The organism is Massilia pinisoli (assembly GCF_024753285.1).
GTDB classification, from domain to species: Bacteria; Pseudomonadota; Gammaproteobacteria; order Burkholderiales; family Burkholderiaceae_D; genus Telluria; species Telluria pinisoli.
This window is the reverse complement of record NZ_JANUGW010000013.1, coordinates 116,333-134,588: the sequence shown is the minus strand read 5'-3', so window position 1 is coordinate 134,588 and position 18,256 is coordinate 116,333. Positions and strand designations below refer to the sequence as shown.

Sequence of the window (18,256 nt, the reverse complement as noted above, 5' to 3'; positions counted from 1 at the left end):
GCGTCACGAACCGGACCGTGCGGCCGCCTTCTCCGCGCCCTTGCGCCGTGACTCGGCATGTTTTTTCTTGCTCGCCTTCACCGCGGCCTCTGTCTTGAGGCGACTGCCCGGCGGCTCCTTCACGGCCCGCGCGTTGGCATGCATGATGTCGCTCTCGGCCTTCGTGCCGACTTCGCCGCGTCCGCCCGTGGCAGCCGCTTGCTTGTCCTTGCTGTTCGGCGCCGTCGTGTTGGTGGCCTGGGCGTTCACGTCGTCCGCGTTGCCGGGCGCCGGATTGATCACCGCCGTGCTCTTGTCGACGACCTTGCCCGACGTATCGACGCCGGCCGCCTGCCGACCCGTGTCGCCATGTTTCGAGCGCGTGCTCGCGGAGCCGTCCGTGCGCAAGCCCGTGCCGGATACGCCGGCGGCCGTCGTGTTATGGCCGGACACGGCCTGGCCGATCGGCGGTGTGTCCGCAGTGGTCTGAGCCCAGGCCGACGACGCCAGCAGGGCACACGCGAGCGCAGAAAGGAATGTGTTCATGATGATCTCGTTTCATAGGTGGTGACAGATCGAAACGAGGATAGGAGCGCCGCCCGGGCGGCTCTGTTCGGGAGCGCACCCAGGGCGGCTTTGCGCAGGCGCTATTTCTTGGCCGGATGGCCCGCGTACAGGTCGATGATGTCGCTGATGCCGTCCTGGCAGACGGGACAGAACTGCTCGCTGCGGTCGAACATGATGCACTGCATGGCTGGGCGGTAATAGCCCGTCGCCTCGTAGTTCGCGCCCTCGAACGCGCCGATCGCCTTGCGGTAGGGGGCCTGCGCGAACAAGGCTTTCGTGTGCGCCAGGTCTTCGCGGAACAACGCGCTCATCTCCGACTCCGGCCGGTTCGCGGCCCGCAGCGCCGCACGTTTCTTCTGGTACTCGCGCGAATAGGCTTCGTACTCGGCCTTGGGCCACGGCGTCGGCAGCGGCGTGCCGGCCTTCACGTAATGCTTCCATTTCAGGTGGGCCGGGTCGCGCAACGCCGTCACGTTCGGCTCCCACGGCTCCATGCGCGCGCCGCTGGATTGATACGCGACGGGCGACGTGTAGTACTCGTCGGCCAGCCCCGCGAAGTGGTGGCCGAACTCGTGCACGAACAGGTAGTTCGCCCAGTCGTTGCCTGCCGCGGCCGTGCTGAACTGGCCGAAGATCCCGCCGCCGCCATACGTGTCGTTGTTGACGAGGATCTCGATGAATTCGTACGGCGCGTACTGGGCGATGTCGCGCAGCGCACGATTGTCGAGCGTCAGCACGTAGCGCTCGCTGCCGAAGATGTCGTAGCGCGTCCCGAGCGCGGACGCGTGGTGCACGCCGGTCGACGGCCGCGACACGCCCGATTCCGGCGTCGGCACGGCCAGTGCCCACACATTGAAATCGTTCGCGCGCTCCTTGAACGGCGACACCTCGAACAAATGCTGCGCGAGGCGGCGCACGTCGGCTTCGAATTTCGGCATCTCGGCCCGCGTATAGCCATCGCCCAGCACGAGCAGGTCGACCTTGCGCGGCGACGGCCCACTGACACGGATCGGGATCGGCTGCGCCGGCGCCGGTCCTTGCGCGCGCACGACGTCCTGCGCGTCCGTGTCGACGTCGACGCTCCACGCGACCGAGAACTGGTTGCGCTCGTCGCGCTTCAGGATGCGCACGCGCACGGGCCGGTCGGGCTTCGGGAAGCGCACGGACTCGTGGAATCCGCGGCTGAGTTTGTTCGCCTCCTCCGTCGTCTTCCACTCGCCGAACACGGTGGAAAAGTCGCGTGAATACAGCAAGTCGCCCGTCTTCGCATCGGCCACCTCGACGCGGTTGTTGCCGCGGTTCGTGTCGTCGAACGGCCGCGCCATGTCGCCCGGCCACGGCAGCGGTTCGATCAGGACGCGCTCGATGGCGTACTGTTCGGACAGCGCATTGCCGCTGTGGATGTAGTCGAGGCGGACGGTGGCCGGCTGGGTTGCCTGGGCCAGCGCCAGCGCGGGGAAGGCCCAGGCGGCCAGCAGGGGGAATAGTGATCGGATCATGCTCGCTCCGTCGTCAATGGGCATCGGCCAGGACCGCGCCCGCCTTCGGCAGGCTCTTCAGCAAACCGTGCAGGTTGCCGTCGACGCTGCCGTAGGCGCTGCGCAGCTGGGACAAGGTCTTGAGCATCTGGTGCGGCGTCGCCGTGCCCGTGTCCAGGTCGCTCAACGTGTCCATCAGGCGCGGGCCATCGACGAAGGTCGAGCCGCCCCCCATCATCAGGGTCTGCACGTCGCGCATGTCCGCATACGCGGTCACGTAGCGCTGCAGCTGCGCGTCCGGCATCCACGTCACGGCCTGGTTGGCGACGGCGGCGTCCCACGCCTCGTGGCGGAGCGTGGGCACCTTGATGCCGAGCGTGAGACCGGCCTTCCAGTCGGACTTGAAGTGCGCCATCAGCTCGGCGTCGGGCACCTTGCCCTGGATGCCCTTCAGCAGCTCGGCGCGGACCCGCTGGATCTCCTTCAGGTCGCGCTCATTACGCTCGAGCACGTCGCTGACGTCCTTCGCATTGAGGTGCAGTTCGGCCTCGATCCGCTCGCCCGCTTCGTGCGCGAGCTGCCTGTGGTGAACGGCTTGCACGGCGTGTTCGAGCGCCAGGGCGGTGAGGATACTGATGACGATCATCACGTACTCGCCGCCGAACTCCTTCAGCTTCTTCGACTTCGGAACCTCGAAATGCATGCTTGCACCTGCGCGGGATATAAAACGTGCAATCTAGCGCAGGTTTTGTTTTCTGACAATCAATCGCCACTGCCACGAGCCAGTTCGAAGCCTTCGTCGATCCAGCCCGTGATGCCGCCGATCATCAGCTTCACCGGACGCCCCAGCTTCGCGAGCCGGTACGCCGCGCGGTGCGCGCCGTTGCAATGCGGGCCCGCGCAATAGACGACGAACAAGGTGTCCGTCGGATAGTCGCGCAATTTTGCCTCGACGATCTTCCCATGCGGCATGCTGATCGCCTGCGGTACATGGCCGCGCGCATACAAGTCGGGGCTGCGCGCGTCGAACAGGACGAAATCCTGGCGACCGCCGGTGATGGCGTCGTGCACGTCCCAGCAATCCGTCTCGAATTCGAAGGCGGTGCCGAAGTGGGCGATGGCGCGGTCGCTGGAAGCGGCGGCGATGGCGGCTACGGATGACGTCATATGTTCTCCTTTCAGTGAGACGCCAGTGTCGCAGCGGCGGCGCCGCCCCGGCAGTGCCTTGCGTGACAGAAATTGGTAAGATCGCGCCATGTCCCATCATGTCGCCATCGTCGCCTACGACGGCCTGTGCACCTTCGAATTCGGCTGTGCCATCGAGCTGTTCGCCCTGGAGCGCCCGGAACTGGGCGTGCGCTGGTACAGCCACGCCGTGTGTGCCATCGAGCCCGGCCCGCTGCGCGCCATGGGCGGGCTCACGGTGCACGTGCCGCACGGGCTCGACGCGCTCGCGCACGCCGACACGATCGTCATCCCCGGCTGGCGCGACCGGACCGAAGCGCCGCCGGCCGCCCTCGTCGACGCGCTGCGCGCCGCACACACGCGCGGGGCGCGCATCTGCTCGATCTGCTCGGGCGCGTACGTGCTCGCCTACGCCGGCCTGCTCGACGGCCGCCAGGCGACGACGCACTGGCGCTACCTGGACGATCTGCGCACGCGCTTTCCCCGCATCGGCATCGATCCGTCCGCGCTGTACGTCGAAGCGGATGGCATCGTCACGTCGGCCGGGTCCGCGGCCGGCCTCGACATGCTGCTGCACCTCGTGCGGTCCGACTTCGGCGCCGAGGTCGCCAACAAGGTCGCGCAGCGCCTCGTGATCCCCGCGCATCGCGACGGCGACCAGGCGCAGCTCGTCGCACGTCCCCTTCCCGATGCCGGCACGGACACGATCGCCCGCCTGATGGACCAAGTGCGCGAGAACATCCGCGTCGGTCACACGGTCGCTTCGATGGCGGCCGACGCACGCCTCGGCACGCGCACGTTCCAGCGCAAGTTCAAGGAGAGGACGGGGCTCGCACCGCTCGCCTGGCTCGTGCGCGAGCGCGTCGCGCTGGCCGCGCAATTGCTGGAATCGCGGCCCAAGCTGGCCATCGACGCGATCGCGGACTTGGCCGGGCTCGGCTCGGCCGAATCGCTACGGCGACATTTCCGCGCGCACGGCCTGGCGCCGCCGGGACGGTATCGCCGCGAGCGCAGCGAACAGGTGCTGTCCTGACGTGATTTTTGGAGAGATCGATCGGCGGTCTCATCATTACAATAAGCGTTTTGACGAATCGATCGGGGTGTCCAATGTACGTGGTGCTTCTGAAATTTGCGGAAAACAAGAGCAAGGCCAGCGACTTCATGCAGGATCACAATGCCTGGATCAAGCGCGGCCTCGACGACGGCGTGTTCCTCGTCGTGGGCAGCCTGCAGCCGAACCTGGGCGGCGCGATCGTGGCGCACGGCGAATCGCTGGCAGAGCTGCAAGCGCGGATCGATGCCGATCCGTTCGTCGCCCACGGCATCGTCCAGGCCGAGGTCCTCGAGATCAAACCCGGCAAGGTCGATCCCCGGCTGGAATTCCTGCTCGCATGAGCACAATGTTCATCCCGGTGGACGGTCGCGCAGGCACGCAGGCGATTCACGTCCCCGCGCGACGCTATTTGTACTGATACAGCGGACGCCGGATGAGAATCGGCCGGATGTCCATGCGCACGTTGTAGATCGAATAGGACTCCATCGACGACGACTGGTAGCCGACGCTGTCCTCCGTGCGCGTGAAGCGGAATTCGAAGCCGAGGTCGGGCTGGACGCCGTTCGGGCTGCCCAGCGTGATGCCGATGGCGTCCGGCTGGTCGCTGTCGATCAGCTTGCTCATCAGGTCGACGACGGTCGTGTTGCCGAGGATGTCGGCCGTGAACAGAGGCTCGCGGTAGTAAGGTCGCGACGGGTCGAGCTTGTTGTCGGCCTTGTCGTCGGACGGTATGCATTCGCGCGTGACGATGTTGAAGTGGTCGCCATTGTCGAGATAGCTGACTTGCACGTTCGTCACGTTGAATGCGCCTTCGTGCACGGTGGCATTCGACAGGTCGAGCACGAGTGCGCCCTTGTAGCCGATCACTTCGACGTCGCGGTTGGGCAGCACGACCATGGCCGTGTCCTCGTCGATACCGAGGCCCAGCTTGTAGCCTTTCTTGAGCATCGCGGGCAGCATGCGCGCGAAGCGGCCGCGCACGAGCAGGTGCTGGTCGACGAACACATCGTCGCCGACGAAGCCAAGCCCATCCGTGATCTCCTCCCCTTCTTCCACGCCCAGCTTGAGCGTGGCCAGCACGGCCTTGGGCCGGCCGAACATCGTGCTGCTCATGATGGCGGCGCCGGCGCTGGAGCCTGCGATCATGCCGCCGCGCCGGTACATGTCCCACAACGCATCGAGCACGCGGGTATTGCTGCCGTCCTCGTGGCGCAGCGCGCGCGTGATGCGGCTCTGGTCGCCGCCGGCGAAGAAGGCGCCGCCCGCGCCGCGCACGGCCTCGGCCAGGCCAGGGTCGTCGGCCGCCGCCTGATAATCGCTGCCGGACAGTTTCACCGCGACGGGCACGAAGAACGCCTTCGCGCCATAGCTGTTGAGGCGCTCGACGAGACTCTTGCCGGACCGTTCCGGCGTGCCGGAGGCGGACGCGAACACGGCGATGCGCGCGCCCTTGCCGCCCGCAAGCTGGACGATGCGCTCCCACACGGGCGCATTCGCGGGGCGCAAATTGCCGCCGATGATGACGAGAGTTCCCTTGGGCGGTGGCGCGTCGGCAGCGGCGCACCAAGGCGCGCCGGCCAGCAGCAACACGGCCAGCAGAAGACGCAGCACGTACCGAAACATTGATTTCCTTCCCAACTTCAACATTGCACGGACAGACCGATCGTAAGACTGATTGTAGAGGACTGTCGCCGTGTTGAGTCGGCTCAGGAAAGATAGATGTTCGGGTAGTAGCGCTCCATCAGGCTGTCGGGACGTTGCGATGGCGCGAAGCCGAACCGGGCGAACAGGCTGTGCGCATCGCCCGTGTTGAGCGTGAAACGCCGCAGCCGCTGCAGGCTCGGATGCTCCATCACGATGCGGATCAGTTGTTTGGCGTAGCCGCGTCCGCGGTACTCCGGCACGACGAACACGTCCTCCAGGTGGGCCACGGTGGCATAGTCGGTGACGACCCGCGCGAACGCGATCTGGCGGCCGTCGAGATAGCCGCCGAAGCACAGCGAATTCTCGATCGAGCGCTCGACCACGGTACGCGAGATGCCCACGGCCCAGGTCGATTGCTCGCTGAGGAAGCGGTAGATCATCGCGATATCGAGCCGCGTCCGGTCCGTGCTGATCTGGAAACTGGAATCGTTGGTGGTTGGAATCATGGACACGCTGCACCGTCAATCTGGTAAAAAAACCAATTCTAGCCCCGTTCCGGGGCGCATGGACGATTCCATCAATCGTGCGTGCATCGCCGCTCAGCGCCGGGGCAGATAGCGTTCCGGCAGACGCAGCGACGCATCCTCCGCGCGCCACAGCACGTTGACGATCCACCAGCGCTTGCCATCGTTGACGAGCTGGATGCTGTTGATGCCGCGCTGGAACGGCTCGGCGTCGCCGGGCGCATGGCGCGACTCGTACGTGCTGAACACGTGCACGATCTGGCCGAACGCCTCGGTGCTTCGCGCCGCCTCGCGCTCGAAGAAGCCCATCGTGGCGAACGCCTTCGCGTTGCGGCCGATGTAGTCGTCGACCGTCATCGTGCGTAACGCGTACACGCCTTCCGGTCGCGCGCCGACGGCCATCAGCCGGCCCTCGGGCGCGAACAGCGAGCGCATCCGGTCCCAGTCGCGCGGGCGGCCGGCCGGGCCGGAGATGACGTCATACAGTGCGGCGACGATGCCGTCGACTGTGGCGACGTCGGCCGGGCGGGCGCTCACTGCGGCGGCCGGGGCAGGCGCTGCCACTGCCGCCGCTGCCGCTGGCTGCGGCGCTGCCTGCTCTGCCTGCCCTGGCTGCGCATTCGCGACGCCGCCAAGCGCCATTACCATCGCCGTGACCCAACCCGTCCAGTACCCGGTTCGCATATGCGTCTCCTCGTTATGTTTATGAACTATCAGGAACAGACACATGATCGGGCATTTGCGCCGGAAAGTGTATGGAAACGTGCGCGGCGCCGATCGGCGGGGTCGCGGCTGCACAGTTTATAATCAGGAATTCAAGAAAATCCCGTCACCCGCCCCCCATCATGACTGATCAATTTGCCAAAAAAGCGGAAGCCTGGTCGGCCCGCTTCTCCGAACCCGTCTCCGACCTCGTCAAGCGCTACACCGCGTCCGTCTTCTTCGACAACCGCCTCGCACTGTTCGACATCCAGGGCTCGCTCGCCCACGCCGAGATGCTGGCCGCCCAGGGCATCATCAGTACCCAGGACCGCGCCGAGATCGAACGCGGCATGGCCCAGATCCGCAGCGAAATCGAAGCGGGCAAGTTCGAGTGGCTGCTCGACCTGGAAGACGTGCACCTGAACATCGAAAAACGCCTGACGGAACTGGTCGGCGACGCCGGCAAGCGCCTGCACACGGGTCGGTCGCGCAACGATCAGGTGGCGACGGACATCCGCCTGTACATGCGCGCCGCCATCGACGACATCCTCGGCCTGCTGAACAGCCTGCGCGGCGCCCTGACCGACCTGGCGGAACGCAACGCGGACACGATCATGCCGGGCTTCACGCACCTGCAGGTCGCGCAGCCGGTGACCTTCGGCCACCACCTGCTGGCCTATGTGGAAATGTTCGGCCGTGACGCCGAGCGCATGCAGGACACGCGCCGCCGCGTGAACCGCCTGCCGCTGGGTGCCGCCGCCCTGGCGGGCACCACCTTCCCCATCGACCGCCTGCGTGTCGCGAAGACCCTCGGCTTCGAGGACGTCTGCCACAACTCGCTCGACGCTGTATCTGATCGCGATTTCGCCATCGAGTTCACGGCAGCCGCATCGGTCTTGATGATGCACATCTCGCGCATGTCGGAAGAGCTGGTGACATGGATGAGCCCGCGCGTGGGCTTCATCGACATCGCCGACCGCTTCTGCACCGGCTCGTCGATCATGCCGCAGAAAAAGAACCCGGACGTGCCGGAACTGGCACGCGGCAAGACGGGCCGCGTCTACGGTCACCTGATGGGCCTGCTGACCCTGATGAAGGGCCAGCCGCTCGCGTACAACAAGGACAATCAGGAAGACAAGGAACCGCTGTTCGACACGGTCGACACCGTGCTGGACACCCTGCGCATCTTCACCGACATGGCATCCGGCATCACGGTCCAGGCCGAGAACATGCGCGCCGCCGCCCTGCAGGGCTACGCGACGGCGACCGACCTGGCCGACTACCTCGTCAAGAAGGGCCTGCCGTTCCGCGACGCCCACGAGGCCGTGGCGCATGCCGTGCGCGCGTGCGACGAGGCCAAGTGCGACCTGTCGGAGATGTCGCTGGAACGCCTGCGCGAGTTCTCGCCGTTGATCGAGCAGGACGTGTTCGCCGTGCTCACCTTGGAAGGCTCCGTCGCGGCGCGCGACCACGTGGGCGGCACGGCGCCGAACCAGGTGCGCGCGGCCATCGCGCGCGTGCGGGCACAATTGGCGGAATAACGCCATCCGGTGCTCGCGTGGGGTGGGCACGGATGTCCGCCCCACCATTTCGGAGAGCACCATGCAACGCTACGGCAACCAGAGCCGCGAATCCGGCGTCGTCGCCTACGACATCGATGCCGGCCAGATCATCGTCCAGTTCCGCAATGGCGAACGCTATCTCTACACGGAAGACAGCGCCGGCGCCGCCAACATCGCCACGATGCAGGAACTGGCACGTGCCGGACGCGGACTGTCGAGCTTCATCAGCCAGCACGTCCACGACCGCTACGCCCGCAAGATAAACTCACGCCGGCATTAATCCACAAGAGAGATCCATGACCGCAACGCCAGCCCTGCCCCAGCGCGACTTCGCCGCCTTCCTGTTCGACATGGACGGCACCATCCTCACTTCGATCAAGGCCGCGGAGCGGGTCTGGGGCGACTGGGCCGCCGGCCACGGGCTCGACGTGGCCGCCTTCCTGCCCACCATCCACGGCAAGCGCACGGAAGAAACGATCCGCGCGCTGGACTTGCCCGGCGTCGACCCTGTGGCGGAAGCCGCGCGCATCACGCTCGCCGAGATCGAGGACGTGGCCGGGATCGAAGCCATCGCAGGCGCCGCCGCCTTCATCGCGAGCCTGCCGGCCGAACGCTGGGCCATCGTCACGTCGGCACCGCGCGCCCTGGCCGAGGCGCGCATCGCCGCGGCCGGCCTGCCGCTGCCCGCAGTGCTCGTGGCCGCCGAGGACGTCGAACGGGGCAAGCCCGCACCCGACCCGTTCCTGCTGGGCGCGCGCAAGCTGGGCGTGAAGCCGGAAGATTGCCTCGTGTTCGAAGACACACTCGCCGGCCTGCGCTCGGCGGCCGCGGCCGGCATAGCGAGCATCGTCGTGACGGTCACGCACACGCATCCGCTCGACACCGACGTCGCTGCGGTACTTGACTATGTGGACCTGCGTGCCGTGACGACGGCGGACGGCCTGCTGCGCGTGCAGCGGCGGCCGTAACGATCAGGGTTCGTGCTGACTGATGCCGGCCTGCTCGCCATGGTCGGCCTGGAAGACGCGCGGCTTGAGGGTCTTTTCGTCCGTTTCGATGGGCGTACCCATGCCTGCGGCCGGCAGCGCCGATGCGCGCGTATCGCGCTTCGGGTACGGCGTGCCGTCGCGGTGGGCATAGCTGTCGGTCTTGCCGTCGTACATGAGGTCGATATCCGGATAGTGGGCTTTGTCCTCGGGAATGCGCGAGCCCACGCACAGGAACAGCGCGTTGCCCCAACCGCGATTGATGAGCTGATGGCCGTTCGGCCGCCCGGCCGGGAATGCCGCGCAATCGCCCGCGCGCATCAAGGTTTCGCCTTCGTCCGTGACGAGCGTCAACTCGCCGGAGACGACCGTCACGAATTCATCCTCGTGCGTATGCCAGTGGCGCTGCGACGAGGCGGCGCCGGGTTGCAGCTCGACGAGGTTGACGCCGAACTGCGTCAGGCCGCCGGCGTCGCCCAGCGCCTGTTTGCTGCGGCCATTGACGGCTTCGGCGAAGGGATCGGGATACCCGGTACCGGTCAGCACGGGAATACTGCTCAGGTCTAGCCGCGACATTGGATCACTCCTTATCAGTTCACGCGCGGCCTTGGCCCTTCCTCAGCCGCGCTTTTGCACCAGCGTCAGGATATCGTAACTTGCGACGAGTTCGTCGTTCTGATTCGTTACCTGGACATCCCACGCGACCACACCCTGCCCGCGCCCCTGGTCGTCGGTGCGGTTGCGGTCGACCTTGCGCTTGCACGTGAGGCGTGCGCGGATCGTGTCGCCGATCGCCACCGGCGCGACGAAACGGAGGTTGTCGAGACCATAGTTCGCCAGCACGGGGCCCGGGGCCGGCGACACGAACAGGCCCGCCGCCGCCGACAGCACGAAGTAGCCGTGTGCGATGCGCTTGCCGAATTGCGTGTCTTTCGCGGCGATCTCGTCGAAGTGCATGTAGAAATAATCGCCCGAGACGCCACCGAAGTTGACGATGTCGGCCTCGCTGACGGTGCGGCGGTGCGTCAGCAGCGAGTGGCCGATCTCCAGGTCTTCGAAGTAACGCCGGAACGGATGCACGTCCGATTCCTTGACGGCCGCGCCGCGCACATACTCGCCCGTGACGGCCGCCAGCATCGTCGGCGAACCCTGCACGGCCGCCCGCTGCAGGAAGTGTTTGACCGCGCGGATACCGCCGAGTTCCTCGCCACCGCCCGCGCGACCCGGACCGCCGTGCTTGAGCATCGGCAACGGCGAACCGTGGCCCGTCGAGTCCACGGCCGCGACGCGGTCGAGGATGTGCACGCGGCCATGCGACGCGGCCGCCACGGGCACCGCATGCGCCGCGATGGCCGGGTCTTTCGTGACCAACGTCGTGACAAGGCTGCCCTTGCCGCGCGCGGCCAGCGCCAGCGCTTCGTCGACGTCGCGGTAGGTCATCATCGTGCTGACGGGGCCGAACGCCTCGATATCGTGCACGGCGTCGTTGACCATCGCGTTGCGGCACAGCAGCAACGTGGGCGCGAAGAACGCGCCGGCCGCGACGCCGTCGCCCACGGGCTGGAAGCCGTCGCGGGCACTGAACAGGACTTCATTGCCGCGCGCGAGCATCTCCACGCGCTCGCTGACGTCGCGGTGCTGGTCCAGCGACGCGAGCGCGCCCATGCGCACGCCCTCGACCTTCGGATTGCCGACCACGATCTTCGCAAGACGCGCGCGCAGGCGCTCGCCCACGACGTCCGCGAGGTGCTCGGGCACGATCACGCGGCGGATCGCGGTACACTTCTGGCCCGCCTTGCCCGTCATCTCGCGCGCCACTTCCTTGACGAACAGGTCCAGTTCCTCGTCGTCCGGCGTGACGTCCGGCGCGAGGATCGCGGCGTTCAGCGAGTCCGCCTCGGCCGTGAACGGCACGGATTCGCGGATCAGGTTCGCGTTGCCGCGCAGCTTGGCGGCGGTGTCGGCGGAGCCCGTGAACGTCACGGCATCGAAGCCGTTCAAGCGGTCCAGCAGGTCGCCCGTCGAGCCGATGACGAGCTGCAGGCAGCCTTCCGGCAACAGGCCCGACTCCATCATCATTTTGACGACGGCGTGCGTGAGATAGCTCGTCGCGGTGGCCGGCTTGGCGATGCAGGGCATCGCGGCGAGGAAGCTCGGCGCGAATTTTTCCAGCAGGCCCCAGATCGGAAAATTGAACGCGTTGATGTGCACGGCGACGCCGCCGCGCGGCACGAGGATGTGCGTGCCCGCGAAACCGCCCCGCTTGCCGAGCGCCATGGCCGGGCCTTCGTGCAGCACGTTCGACGACGGCAGTTCGCGCCCGCCGATGCTGGCGTAGGCGTACAAGGTGCCGATGCCGCCTTCGACGTCGACCCAGCTGTCGGGCCGCGTGGCCCCGGTCAGGTGCGAGATTTCATACAGCTCTTCCTTCCGCTCCATCAGGTAGGCGGCGAGCGCTTTCAGGCGCTGGGCGCGCTTCTGGAAATCCATCTGCATCAGCGCCTGCACGCCCGTCTTGCGCGCATACGCGACGGCTTCGCCGAAGGCGATCTTGTCGGCGTGCGTGTGGTAGATCAGCTGGTTGTCCAGGGCACTGTGCAGCGGCTGGTGCGCTTCCGTGCCGAGCCAGCGGCCGGCGATCAGGCTTTGCAGGGTGGTTGGGGTGTGCATCCTCGTCTCCTCATTGTTTTGGCTTGTGCGGCTCATCGAACACGATGCGCGGCCGGCCTGGCTCGACTTCCGCCAGCGCCTCGACTTCGCGCATCGTGCGCATCGAGCGCACATTCAAATCGTGGTACTGCCGCGTGCCATAGCTCTTCCAGGCAATCTCCTCGTCGGACACCGCCCGCACGATCTTCGCCGGCGCACCCAGCACGAGGCTGCGCGGCGGGATCACCATGCCGGCCTTCACGAACGCCGCGGCACCGACGATGGATTCCGCGCCGACGACGGCCTTGTCCATCACGACGGCATTCATCCCGACCATCGCATTGCGTCCCACGCGGCAGCCGTGCAGCACGGCGCCGTGGCCGATGTGGCCGTCCACTTCGACGACCGTGTCGTCTTCCGGAAAACCGTGCATCACACACGTGTCCTGCACGTTCGCCCCCTCTTCCAGGATCAACCGCCCGAAGTCGCCGCGCAGCGACGCGAGCGGGCCCACGTAGCAACGCGGGCCGACGATCACGTCGCCGATCAGCACCGCCGTCGGGTGCACGTACGCCGTCGGATGCACGACGGGACGCAGCCCATCGATTTCATAGACCTTGACCATGCTAGACGCGTTCCACGATGAGGGCGATGCCTTGACCTACGCCAATGCACATCGTGCACAGCGCGTAGCGGCCGCCCGTGCGGTGCAATTGATTGACGGCCGCCGTCACGAGCCGCGCGCCCGATGCGCCCAGCGGGTGGCCGATGGCAATCGCACCGCCGTTCGGGTTCACGTGCGCCGCGTCGTCCGGCAGGCCCAGGTCGCGCAACACGGCCAGGCCCTGCGACGCGAACGCTTCGTTCAACTCGATGACGTCCATCTGGCCGATCGTGAGCCCCGTCATCGCCAGCAGTTTCTTCGTCGCGGGCGCGGGGCCGAAGCCCATGATGCGCGGCGCCAGGCCCACCGTCGTCATGCCGACGATGCGGGCGCGCGGCGTCAGGCCGAATTTATCGATCGCGGTGCCGGACGCCACCAGCACGGCGCAGGCACCGTCGTTGACGCCGGACGCATTGCCCGCCGTGACCGTGCCGTCCGGCGTCACGACACCTTTCAGACGGGCCAGCGATTCTAGGCTCGCGTCCGGACGCGGGTGCTCGTCCGTATCGAATACGCGCGACTCGCCGTTCTTACCGTGCAGCGTCACCGGCACGATCTCGTCTTTAAAGATGCCGGCCGCATGCGCCGCCGCCCAGCGCTGCTGGCTGCGCAGCGCGAACGCGTCCTGGTCGCCCCGTGCGATACCGAAGTCGCGCGCCACGTTTTCCGCCGTCTCCGGCATCGAGTCGATGCCGTACTGCGCCTTCATCTTCGGGTTCACGAAGCGCCAGCCAATGGTCGTGTCCTCGATCTTCGCCGTGCGCGAGAATGCGCTGTCGGCCTTGGCCATCACGAACGGGGCGCGCGTCATGCTCTCGACACCGCCCGCGACGATCAGGTTCGCTTCGCCCGCGCGGATGGCGCGCGCGGCGCTGCCGACGGCGTCCAGGCTCGAACCGCACAGGCGGTTGATCGTGGAGCCGGGTACGCTCGGCGGCAAGCCGGCCAGCAGCGCGGCCATCCGGGCCACGTTGCGGTTGTCTTCGCCGGCGCCGTTCGCACAGCCGTACAGGACGTCGTCGACCTGCGACCAGTCGATGCCCGGGTTGCGGGCGATGAGTGCGGCGATCGGCAGCGCGGCCAGGTCGTCCGCGCGCACGCCGGACAGGGCGCCGCCGAAGCGGCCGAACGGGGTGCGGATGGCGTCGACGATGAATGCGTCAGTCATTGAAATCTCCTCAGTTGTTTTTAGGCCGCTTGTCGACGACGCGGCGCGCCTTGCCCGTCAGCGAGCGCTCGATGCCCAGCGGGGGCAGCAAGGTCACGGCCGTCGTCACGCCGATATACGTCTTGATGCGGTGCTGCAGGTCCCTGGCCAGCGCATCCACGTTGTCGGCACCGCCCTCGCGCAGTTCGCAATGGACGGCCAGCGCATCGAGGTGGCCGTCGCGCGTGACGACGAGCTGGTAGTGCGGCGCCAGCGCCGGCATCTGCAAAATGAGTTCCTCGACCTGGCTGGGGAACACATTCACGCCGCGGATGATCAGCATGTCGTCCGACCGGCCGCTGATACGGCCCATGCGGCGCATCGAGCGTGCCGTCGGCGGCAGCAGTTTCGTCAGGTCGCGCGTGCGGTAGCGGATGATCGGCAGCGCTTCTTTCGTCAGCGACGTGAATACGAGTTCGCCCTCCGCGCCGTCCGGCAGGACCTCGCCCGTGTCGGGGTCGATGATCTCGGGGTAGAAGTGATCCTCCCAGATCACGGGACCGTCTTTCGCTTCGATGCATTCGCTCGCGACACCGGGCCCCATCACTTCGGACAGGCCGTAGATGTCGACGGCATCGATGCCCGCGCGTTCCTCGATCTCGCGGCGCATCGCGTCTGTCCACGGCTCGGCGCCGAAGATGCCGATCTGCAGCGACGACCTTGCCGGATCGAGCCCCTGGCGCTTGAATTCCTCGACGATGTTCAGCATGTACGACGGCGTCACCATGATGATCGACGGCTTGAAATCCTGGATCAGCTGGACTTGTTTTTCCGTCTGCCCGCCCGACATCGGCACGACCGTGCAACCGAGGCGCTCGGCGCCGTAGTGGGCACCGAGGCCGCCCGTGAACAGGCCGTAGCCGTAGGCGATGTGCACCATGTCGCCGCGACGGCCGCCCGCGGCGCGGATCGAGCGGGCGACGATGTCGGCCCACGTGTCGATGTCGCGCTGCGTGTAGCCGACGACGGTCGGCTTGCCTGTCGTGCCGGACGACGCGTGCACGCGCACGACCTGCTCCCGCGGCACGGCGAACAGCCCGAAGGGATACTGTTCGCGCAGCGTCTTCTTCTCCGTGAACGGGAATTTCGCGAGGTCCGCCAGCGTTGTCAAATCGTCCGGATGGACGCCCGCTTCATCGAACGCGCGGCGATAGTGCGGCACGTTGTCGTAGGCGTGTTTCAAGCTCCATTTCAGCCGCTCCAGCTGCAAGGCCTGCAGTTCGTCGCGGCTCGCGCGCTCGATCGGCTCCAGATCGCCGGGTTGCGGGATGTGTTGCACCATCGTGTCCTCCTCCGTTTCACATGGCCGCGTCGACCGGCACCACGTGGCCGGCGACGCGGTGCGACTTCCCGCGGAACAGCGCGATCTTGCGCCCGTCCTGGTCAGTCACGACGACGTCGTAGACGCCCGTCTTGCCGGACAACGCCTGCTCGACGGCTTCGGCCACGAGCACGTCGCCCGCGCGTCCCGGCGCGAGGTAGTCGATCGTGCAGCCGGCGCCCACGGTATTGAAATTGTGCGAATTGCAGGCGAACGCGAAGGCGCTGTCGGCCAGCATGAAGATGTAGCCGCCGTGGCAGGTGCCGTGGCCGTTCAGCATGTCGTCGCGCACCCGCATGCGCATGCGCGCGTAGCCGGGGCGGATCGCGTCGAGCGTCATGCCCAATGCCTGGCTGGCCGGGTCGCGCTCGTACATGGTCTTGCCCGCGAGGACAGCCACTGCTTGCGGATCGTTATGCATGGATGCGCGCTCCGTCGGGATTGGCCGCGAGCTTGCGGCGCAGCAGCGGCGACACACGGTAGCGGTCTTCGCCATACGCGGCGCCGAGATTGGCCAGCACGGTCAGCACGTGCCGCAGGCCGATTGCATCGGCCCACGCCAGCGGACCGCGCGGATAGTTCACGCCCTTCTGCATCGCGATGTCGACGGCGGCCACCGAGCACACACCCTGGCTGACCGCATCGAGGGCCTCGTTGGCCAGCATCGCGACGGTGCGCATCACGGCCATGCCCGGCACGTCGTCGAGACGCGTCACCGTGAAACCGGCGTGCTGGAACAGGCCGACGGCCGCGTTGTACGCCGCGTCGCTGCACTGGTCGGCGCGGGCCAGCGCGATGCGCGTGGCCTTGGCCGGGTCGAGCAGCAGGTCGAACACGATCGTGTTCGGGTTGCGCTCATCCAGCGCGCGCTGCGTTGCGCTGCGGCCGTCCGTCAGGACGATTGCACCGCCCGCGTGGAAGGCCGGCACCGCGCCATCCGCCGTCGCCACTGGGATACTGGCGTCGTGCAGGCGCGCCTTGATTGCATCGAACAGCGGATGGGTGCCGACGAGCGTCACCTGCGCAGGACACGGCTGCGCCGCCTCGGCCTGCGCTTGCGGGATCGCCGCGTCATCGCCGTAGCGATAGAAACCGCGGCCCGTCTTGCGGCCCAGGAAGCCGGCGTTCACCAGTTCCTGCTGCACGATCGAGGGCGCGAAGCGCGGGTCGCCGTAATAGGCGTTGAACACGGATTGCGTGACCGAGTAATTGACGTCGTGGCCGATCAGGTCCATCAGTTCGAAAGGCCCCATGCGAAAGCCGCCGCAGTCGCGCATCACGGCATCGATCGTGGCCGGGTCGGCCGCTTGTTCGAGCAGCAGGCGCAGCGCCTCCGCATAATACGGGCGTGCCACGCGGTTGACGATGAAGCCCGGCGTGGACTTCGCGTGCACGGGATTCTTGCCCCAGGCCGCCGCGGTCGCGTACACGGTGTCGGCGACAGCCTTGTCGGTGGCGAGGCCGGAGATCACTTCCACGAGCGCCATCAGCGGCACGGGGTTAAAGAAATGCATGCCGACCAGGCGTTCCGGGCGTTTCAACTGCGCACCGATCGCGGTCACGGAAATCGACGATGTGTTCGTCGCGAGGATGCAGTCGGGGACGACCACCTCTTCCAGTTTCGCGAACAATGTCCGCTTGACGTCGAGGTCTTCCACGACGGCTTCGACCACGAGTGCCGCGTCCTTCGCGTCGTCCAGCGCGCGCATCGCGTGCACGCGCTCACGCGCGAGGTCTGCTTCCGCAGCGCCCATGCGGCCTTTTTCGACGAGCCGCGCGAGCGCCTTGACGATGCCCGCGATCGCGTTGTCGACGGCTTCCGGACGGGTGTCGAACAGCTTCACGGTGTGTCCCGCGATGGCCGCGACCTGGGCGATGCCGGAGCCCATCGCGCCGCTGCCGATGACGGCAACGACGCTGCGTTTGTCCAGTGCCATGCTCATTCCCCTTTGAACTGCGGCTGGCGCTTGGCGATGAACGCGGCAACGCCTTCGCGGTAATCGTGGCTGTAGCCCAGTTCGCGCATCATCCCGGCTTCCAGCTGCAACTGCTGTTCCAGCGTGTTGCCCCAGCTTTCCTGCATGGCCCGCTTCGTGAACGCGAGGCCTTTCGTCGGCGCGGTGGCGAAGTGGCGGGCCAGCGTCAGCGCTTCGTCCATCAGCGACTCGTCCGCCACGCAGCGCCAGATCAGGCCCCATTGCTCGGCCTTCTCGGCCGGCAGCTTGTCGCCCAGCAGGGCGAGGCCCATCGCGCGCGCGGGGCCGACGAGGCGCGGCAGCACCCAGGTGCCGCCCGTATCGGGGATCAGCCCCAGCTTGCAGAACGCTTCGATGAACGATGCGGATTTCGCCGCCAGCACGATGTCGCAGGCGAGCGCCAGATTGGCGCCCGCGCCGGCGGCCACGCCGTTGACGGCACAGATCACCGGTAGCGGCAGGCTTTTCAACGTCAGCACGAGCGGCGCATAGAATTTTTCGACGGACCCGCCCAGGTCGACGCCGGGCGCGCCCGGTTCCACGGCGCGGTCGTTCAAGTCCTGGCCGGCGCAGAAACCGCGGCCGGCACCCGTCAGCAGCAGCACGCGCACGGACTTCTCCTGTTCCACGCGCTCGAGTGCATCGCGCACTTCGAGGTGCATCGCCTGGGTAAAGCTGTTCAGGCGATCGGGGCGGTTCAGCGTGAGCGTGGCGATGCCCTGTTCGATCGTGAACAGGATCGTTTCGTAAGTCATGCG

The 18,256-nt window shown here is 66.9% G+C and carries 20 protein-coding genes; 5 read left to right on the top strand and 15 right to left on the bottom strand.

What is annotated here, in order from left to right:
- Positions 1-3: 3 nt before the first annotated feature.
- The 4 genes from NX784_RS17990 to NX784_RS17975 form a co-directional block, all read right to left on the bottom strand.
- Entirely contained in the window at positions 4-525 is a 522-nt protein-coding gene (locus tag NX784_RS17990; protein WP_258818066.1) for a hypothetical protein, read from the bottom strand.
- A 101-nt stretch (positions 526-626) separates the two neighbouring features.
- Positions 627-2,045, bottom strand: a complete 1,419-nt coding sequence (locus NX784_RS17985) for an IgA Peptidase M64 (RefSeq protein ID WP_258818065.1) — start codon at positions 2,043-2,045, stop codon at positions 627-629.
- A gap of 13 nt (positions 2,046-2,058) precedes the next feature.
- Positions 2,059-2,727 carry a hypothetical protein gene (locus NX784_RS17980; protein WP_258818064.1) on the bottom strand — a complete coding sequence of 223 codons (669 nt, stop codon included), beginning with the start codon at positions 2,725-2,727 and terminating at the stop codon, positions 2,059-2,061.
- A 59-nt stretch (positions 2,728-2,786) separates the two neighbouring features.
- On the bottom strand, positions 2,787-3,191 hold the full coding sequence (locus NX784_RS17975; RefSeq protein WP_258818063.1) for a rhodanese-like domain-containing protein: 405 nt from the start codon (positions 3,189-3,191) through the stop codon (positions 2,787-2,789).
- An 88-nt stretch (positions 3,192-3,279) separates the two neighbouring features.
- Here NX784_RS17975 and ftrA point away from each other — a divergent pair, with 88 nt between their 5' ends.
- Together ftrA and NX784_RS17965 are read left to right on the top strand one after the other, a co-directional pair.
- Positions 3,280-4,242 (top strand): transcriptional regulator FtrA, encoded by a 963-nt coding sequence (gene ftrA / locus NX784_RS17970; protein WP_258818062.1) that lies wholly within the window; start codon positions 3,280-3,282, stop codon positions 4,240-4,242.
- Between the two features lie 74 nt (positions 4,243-4,316).
- Complete coding sequence (locus tag NX784_RS17965) at positions 4,317-4,604, top strand: YciI family protein (RefSeq protein ID WP_258818061.1); 288 nt, start codon at positions 4,317-4,319, stop codon at positions 4,602-4,604.
- Positions 4,605-4,668: 64 nt separating this feature from the next.
- On the opposite strand, the gene NX784_RS17960 is transcribed toward NX784_RS17965, so the two are convergent.
- The 3 genes from NX784_RS17960 to NX784_RS17950 all read right to left on the bottom strand — a co-directional run bounded on the left by NX784_RS17960 (position 4,669) and on the right by NX784_RS17950 (position 7,115).
- The gene (locus NX784_RS17960; RefSeq protein ID WP_258818060.1) at positions 4,669-5,886 is read right to left on the bottom strand and encodes a cyanophycinase; all 1,218 of its coding nucleotides are present in this window, start codon (positions 5,884-5,886) and stop codon (positions 4,669-4,671) included.
- Between the two features lie 83 nt (positions 5,887-5,969).
- Positions 5,970-6,413, bottom strand: a complete 444-nt coding sequence (locus tag NX784_RS17955; protein ID WP_258818059.1) for a GNAT family N-acetyltransferase — start codon at positions 6,411-6,413, stop codon at positions 5,970-5,972.
- Between the two features lie 93 nt (positions 6,414-6,506).
- Positions 6,507-7,115, bottom strand: coding sequence for a hypothetical protein (locus NX784_RS17950; RefSeq protein ID WP_258818058.1), 609 nt, complete (start codon positions 7,113-7,115; stop codon positions 6,507-6,509).
- Between the two features lie 161 nt (positions 7,116-7,276).
- Between NX784_RS17950 and argH the strand changes: the two genes are divergently transcribed.
- The 3 genes from argH to NX784_RS17935 all read left to right on the top strand — a co-directional run bounded on the left by argH (position 7,277) and on the right by NX784_RS17935 (position 9,663).
- Positions 7,277-8,674, top strand: coding sequence for an argininosuccinate lyase (gene argH, locus NX784_RS17945; RefSeq protein ID WP_258818057.1), 1,398 nt, complete (start codon positions 7,277-7,279; stop codon positions 8,672-8,674).
- A 61-nt stretch (positions 8,675-8,735) separates the two neighbouring features.
- On the top strand, positions 8,736-8,975 hold the full coding sequence (locus tag NX784_RS17940) for a hypothetical protein (RefSeq protein ID WP_258818056.1): 240 nt from the start codon (positions 8,736-8,738) through the stop codon (positions 8,973-8,975).
- Positions 8,976-8,991: 16 nt separating this feature from the next.
- On the top strand, positions 8,992-9,663 hold the full coding sequence (locus NX784_RS17935) for an HAD-IA family hydrolase (protein WP_258818055.1): 672 nt from the start codon (positions 8,992-8,994) through the stop codon (positions 9,661-9,663).
- A gap of 3 nt (positions 9,664-9,666) precedes the next feature.
- Here the strand turns inward: NX784_RS17935 and NX784_RS17930 are convergent, their stop codons facing one another.
- Genes NX784_RS17930 through paaG form a run of 8 tightly spaced genes read right to left on the bottom strand, consistent with a single transcriptional unit; the run spans position 9,667 to position 18,253 of the window.
- Entirely contained in the window at positions 9,667-10,257 is a 591-nt protein-coding gene (locus tag NX784_RS17930) for a cupin domain-containing protein (RefSeq protein WP_307736032.1), read from the bottom strand.
- A 42-nt stretch (positions 10,258-10,299) separates the two neighbouring features.
- A complete protein-coding gene (paaZ, locus tag NX784_RS17925; protein ID WP_258818054.1) occupies positions 10,300-12,351 on the bottom strand; it encodes a phenylacetic acid degradation bifunctional protein PaaZ in 2,052 nt (683 codons plus the stop codon).
- A gap of 10 nt (positions 12,352-12,361) precedes the next feature.
- A complete protein-coding gene (gene paaY, locus NX784_RS17920) occupies positions 12,362-12,955 on the bottom strand; it encodes a phenylacetic acid degradation protein PaaY (RefSeq protein WP_258818053.1) in 594 nt (197 codons plus the stop codon).
- Between the two features lies 1 nt (position 12,956).
- Positions 12,957-14,162 carry a 3-oxoadipyl-CoA thiolase gene (gene pcaF, locus NX784_RS17915; protein WP_258818052.1) on the bottom strand — a complete coding sequence of 402 codons (1,206 nt, stop codon included), beginning with the start codon at positions 14,160-14,162 and terminating at the stop codon, positions 12,957-12,959.
- A gap of 10 nt (positions 14,163-14,172) precedes the next feature.
- Positions 14,173-15,483 (bottom strand): phenylacetate--CoA ligase PaaK, encoded by a 1,311-nt coding sequence (paaK, locus tag NX784_RS17910; protein WP_258818051.1) that lies wholly within the window; start codon positions 15,481-15,483, stop codon positions 14,173-14,175.
- A gap of 16 nt (positions 15,484-15,499) precedes the next feature.
- Entirely contained in the window at positions 15,500-15,943 is a 444-nt protein-coding gene (gene paaI / locus NX784_RS17905) for a hydroxyphenylacetyl-CoA thioesterase PaaI (RefSeq protein ID WP_258818050.1), read from the bottom strand.
- The gene (gene paaH / locus NX784_RS17900; protein ID WP_258818049.1) at positions 15,936-17,465 is read right to left on the bottom strand and encodes a 3-hydroxyacyl-CoA dehydrogenase PaaH; all 1,530 of its coding nucleotides are present in this window, start codon (positions 17,463-17,465) and stop codon (positions 15,936-15,938) included. Before paaH ends, paaI begins: the two co-directional genes overlap by 8 nt.
- Positions 17,462-18,253 carry a 2-(1,2-epoxy-1,2-dihydrophenyl)acetyl-CoA isomerase PaaG gene (paaG, locus tag NX784_RS17895; RefSeq protein WP_258818048.1) on the bottom strand — a complete coding sequence of 264 codons (792 nt, stop codon included), beginning with the start codon at positions 18,251-18,253 and terminating at the stop codon, positions 17,462-17,464. The genes paaH and paaG overlap by 4 nt, the downstream gene beginning before the upstream one ends.
- Positions 18,254-18,256 lie beyond the last annotated feature (3 nt).

Excerpts from the sequence above, each read along its gene's own strand:
- NX784_RS17990 (WP_258818066.1), bottom strand. The coding sequence starts at position 525 with ATGAACACATTCCTTTCTGCGCTCGCGTGTGCCCTGCTGGCGTCGTCG.
- NX784_RS17985 (WP_258818065.1), bottom strand. The coding sequence starts at position 2,045 with ATGATCCGATCACTATTCCCCCTGCTGGCCGCCTGGGCCTTCCCCGCG.
- NX784_RS17980 (WP_258818064.1), bottom strand. The coding sequence starts at position 2,727 with ATGCATTTCGAGGTTCCGAAGTCGAAGAAGCTGAAGGAGTTCGGCGGC.
- NX784_RS17975 (WP_258818063.1), bottom strand. The coding sequence starts at position 3,191 with ATGACGTCATCCGTAGCCGCCATCGCCGCCGCTTCCAGCGACCGCGCC.
- ftrA (WP_258818062.1), top strand. The coding sequence starts at position 3,280 with ATGTCCCATCATGTCGCCATCGTCGCCTACGACGGCCTGTGCACCTTC.
- NX784_RS17965 (WP_258818061.1), top strand. The coding sequence starts at position 4,317 with ATGTACGTGGTGCTTCTGAAATTTGCGGAAAACAAGAGCAAGGCCAGC.
- NX784_RS17960 (WP_258818060.1), bottom strand. The coding sequence starts at position 5,886 with ATGTTTCGGTACGTGCTGCGTCTTCTGCTGGCCGTGTTGCTGCTGGCC.
- NX784_RS17955 (WP_258818059.1), bottom strand. The coding sequence starts at position 6,413 with ATGATTCCAACCACCAACGATTCCAGTTTCCAGATCAGCACGGACCGG.
- NX784_RS17950 (WP_258818058.1), bottom strand. The coding sequence starts at position 7,115 with ATGCGAACCGGGTACTGGACGGGTTGGGTCACGGCGATGGTAATGGCG.
- argH (WP_258818057.1), top strand. The coding sequence starts at position 7,277 with ATGACTGATCAATTTGCCAAAAAAGCGGAAGCCTGGTCGGCCCGCTTC.
- NX784_RS17940 (WP_258818056.1), top strand. The coding sequence starts at position 8,736 with ATGCAACGCTACGGCAACCAGAGCCGCGAATCCGGCGTCGTCGCCTAC.
- NX784_RS17935 (WP_258818055.1), top strand. The coding sequence starts at position 8,992 with ATGACCGCAACGCCAGCCCTGCCCCAGCGCGACTTCGCCGCCTTCCTG.
- NX784_RS17930 (WP_307736032.1), bottom strand. The coding sequence starts at position 10,257 with ATGTCGCGGCTAGACCTGAGCAGTATTCCCGTGCTGACCGGTACCGGG.
- paaZ (WP_258818054.1), bottom strand. The coding sequence starts at position 12,351 with ATGCACACCCCAACCACCCTGCAAAGCCTGATCGCCGGCCGCTGGCTC.
- paaY (WP_258818053.1), bottom strand. The coding sequence starts at position 12,955 with ATGGTCAAGGTCTATGAAATCGATGGGCTGCGTCCCGTCGTGCATCCG.
- pcaF (WP_258818052.1), bottom strand. The coding sequence starts at position 14,162 with ATGACTGACGCATTCATCGTCGACGCCATCCGCACCCCGTTCGGCCGC.
- paaK (WP_258818051.1), bottom strand. The coding sequence starts at position 15,483 with ATGGTGCAACACATCCCGCAACCCGGCGATCTGGAGCCGATCGAGCGC.
- paaI (WP_258818050.1), bottom strand. The coding sequence starts at position 15,943 with ATGCATAACGATCCGCAAGCAGTGGCTGTCCTCGCGGGCAAGACCATG.
- paaH (WP_258818049.1), bottom strand. The coding sequence starts at position 17,465 with ATGAGCATGGCACTGGACAAACGCAGCGTCGTTGCCGTCATCGGCAGC.
- paaG (WP_258818048.1), bottom strand. The coding sequence starts at position 18,253 with ATGACTTACGAAACGATCCTGTTCACGATCGAACAGGGCATCGCCACG.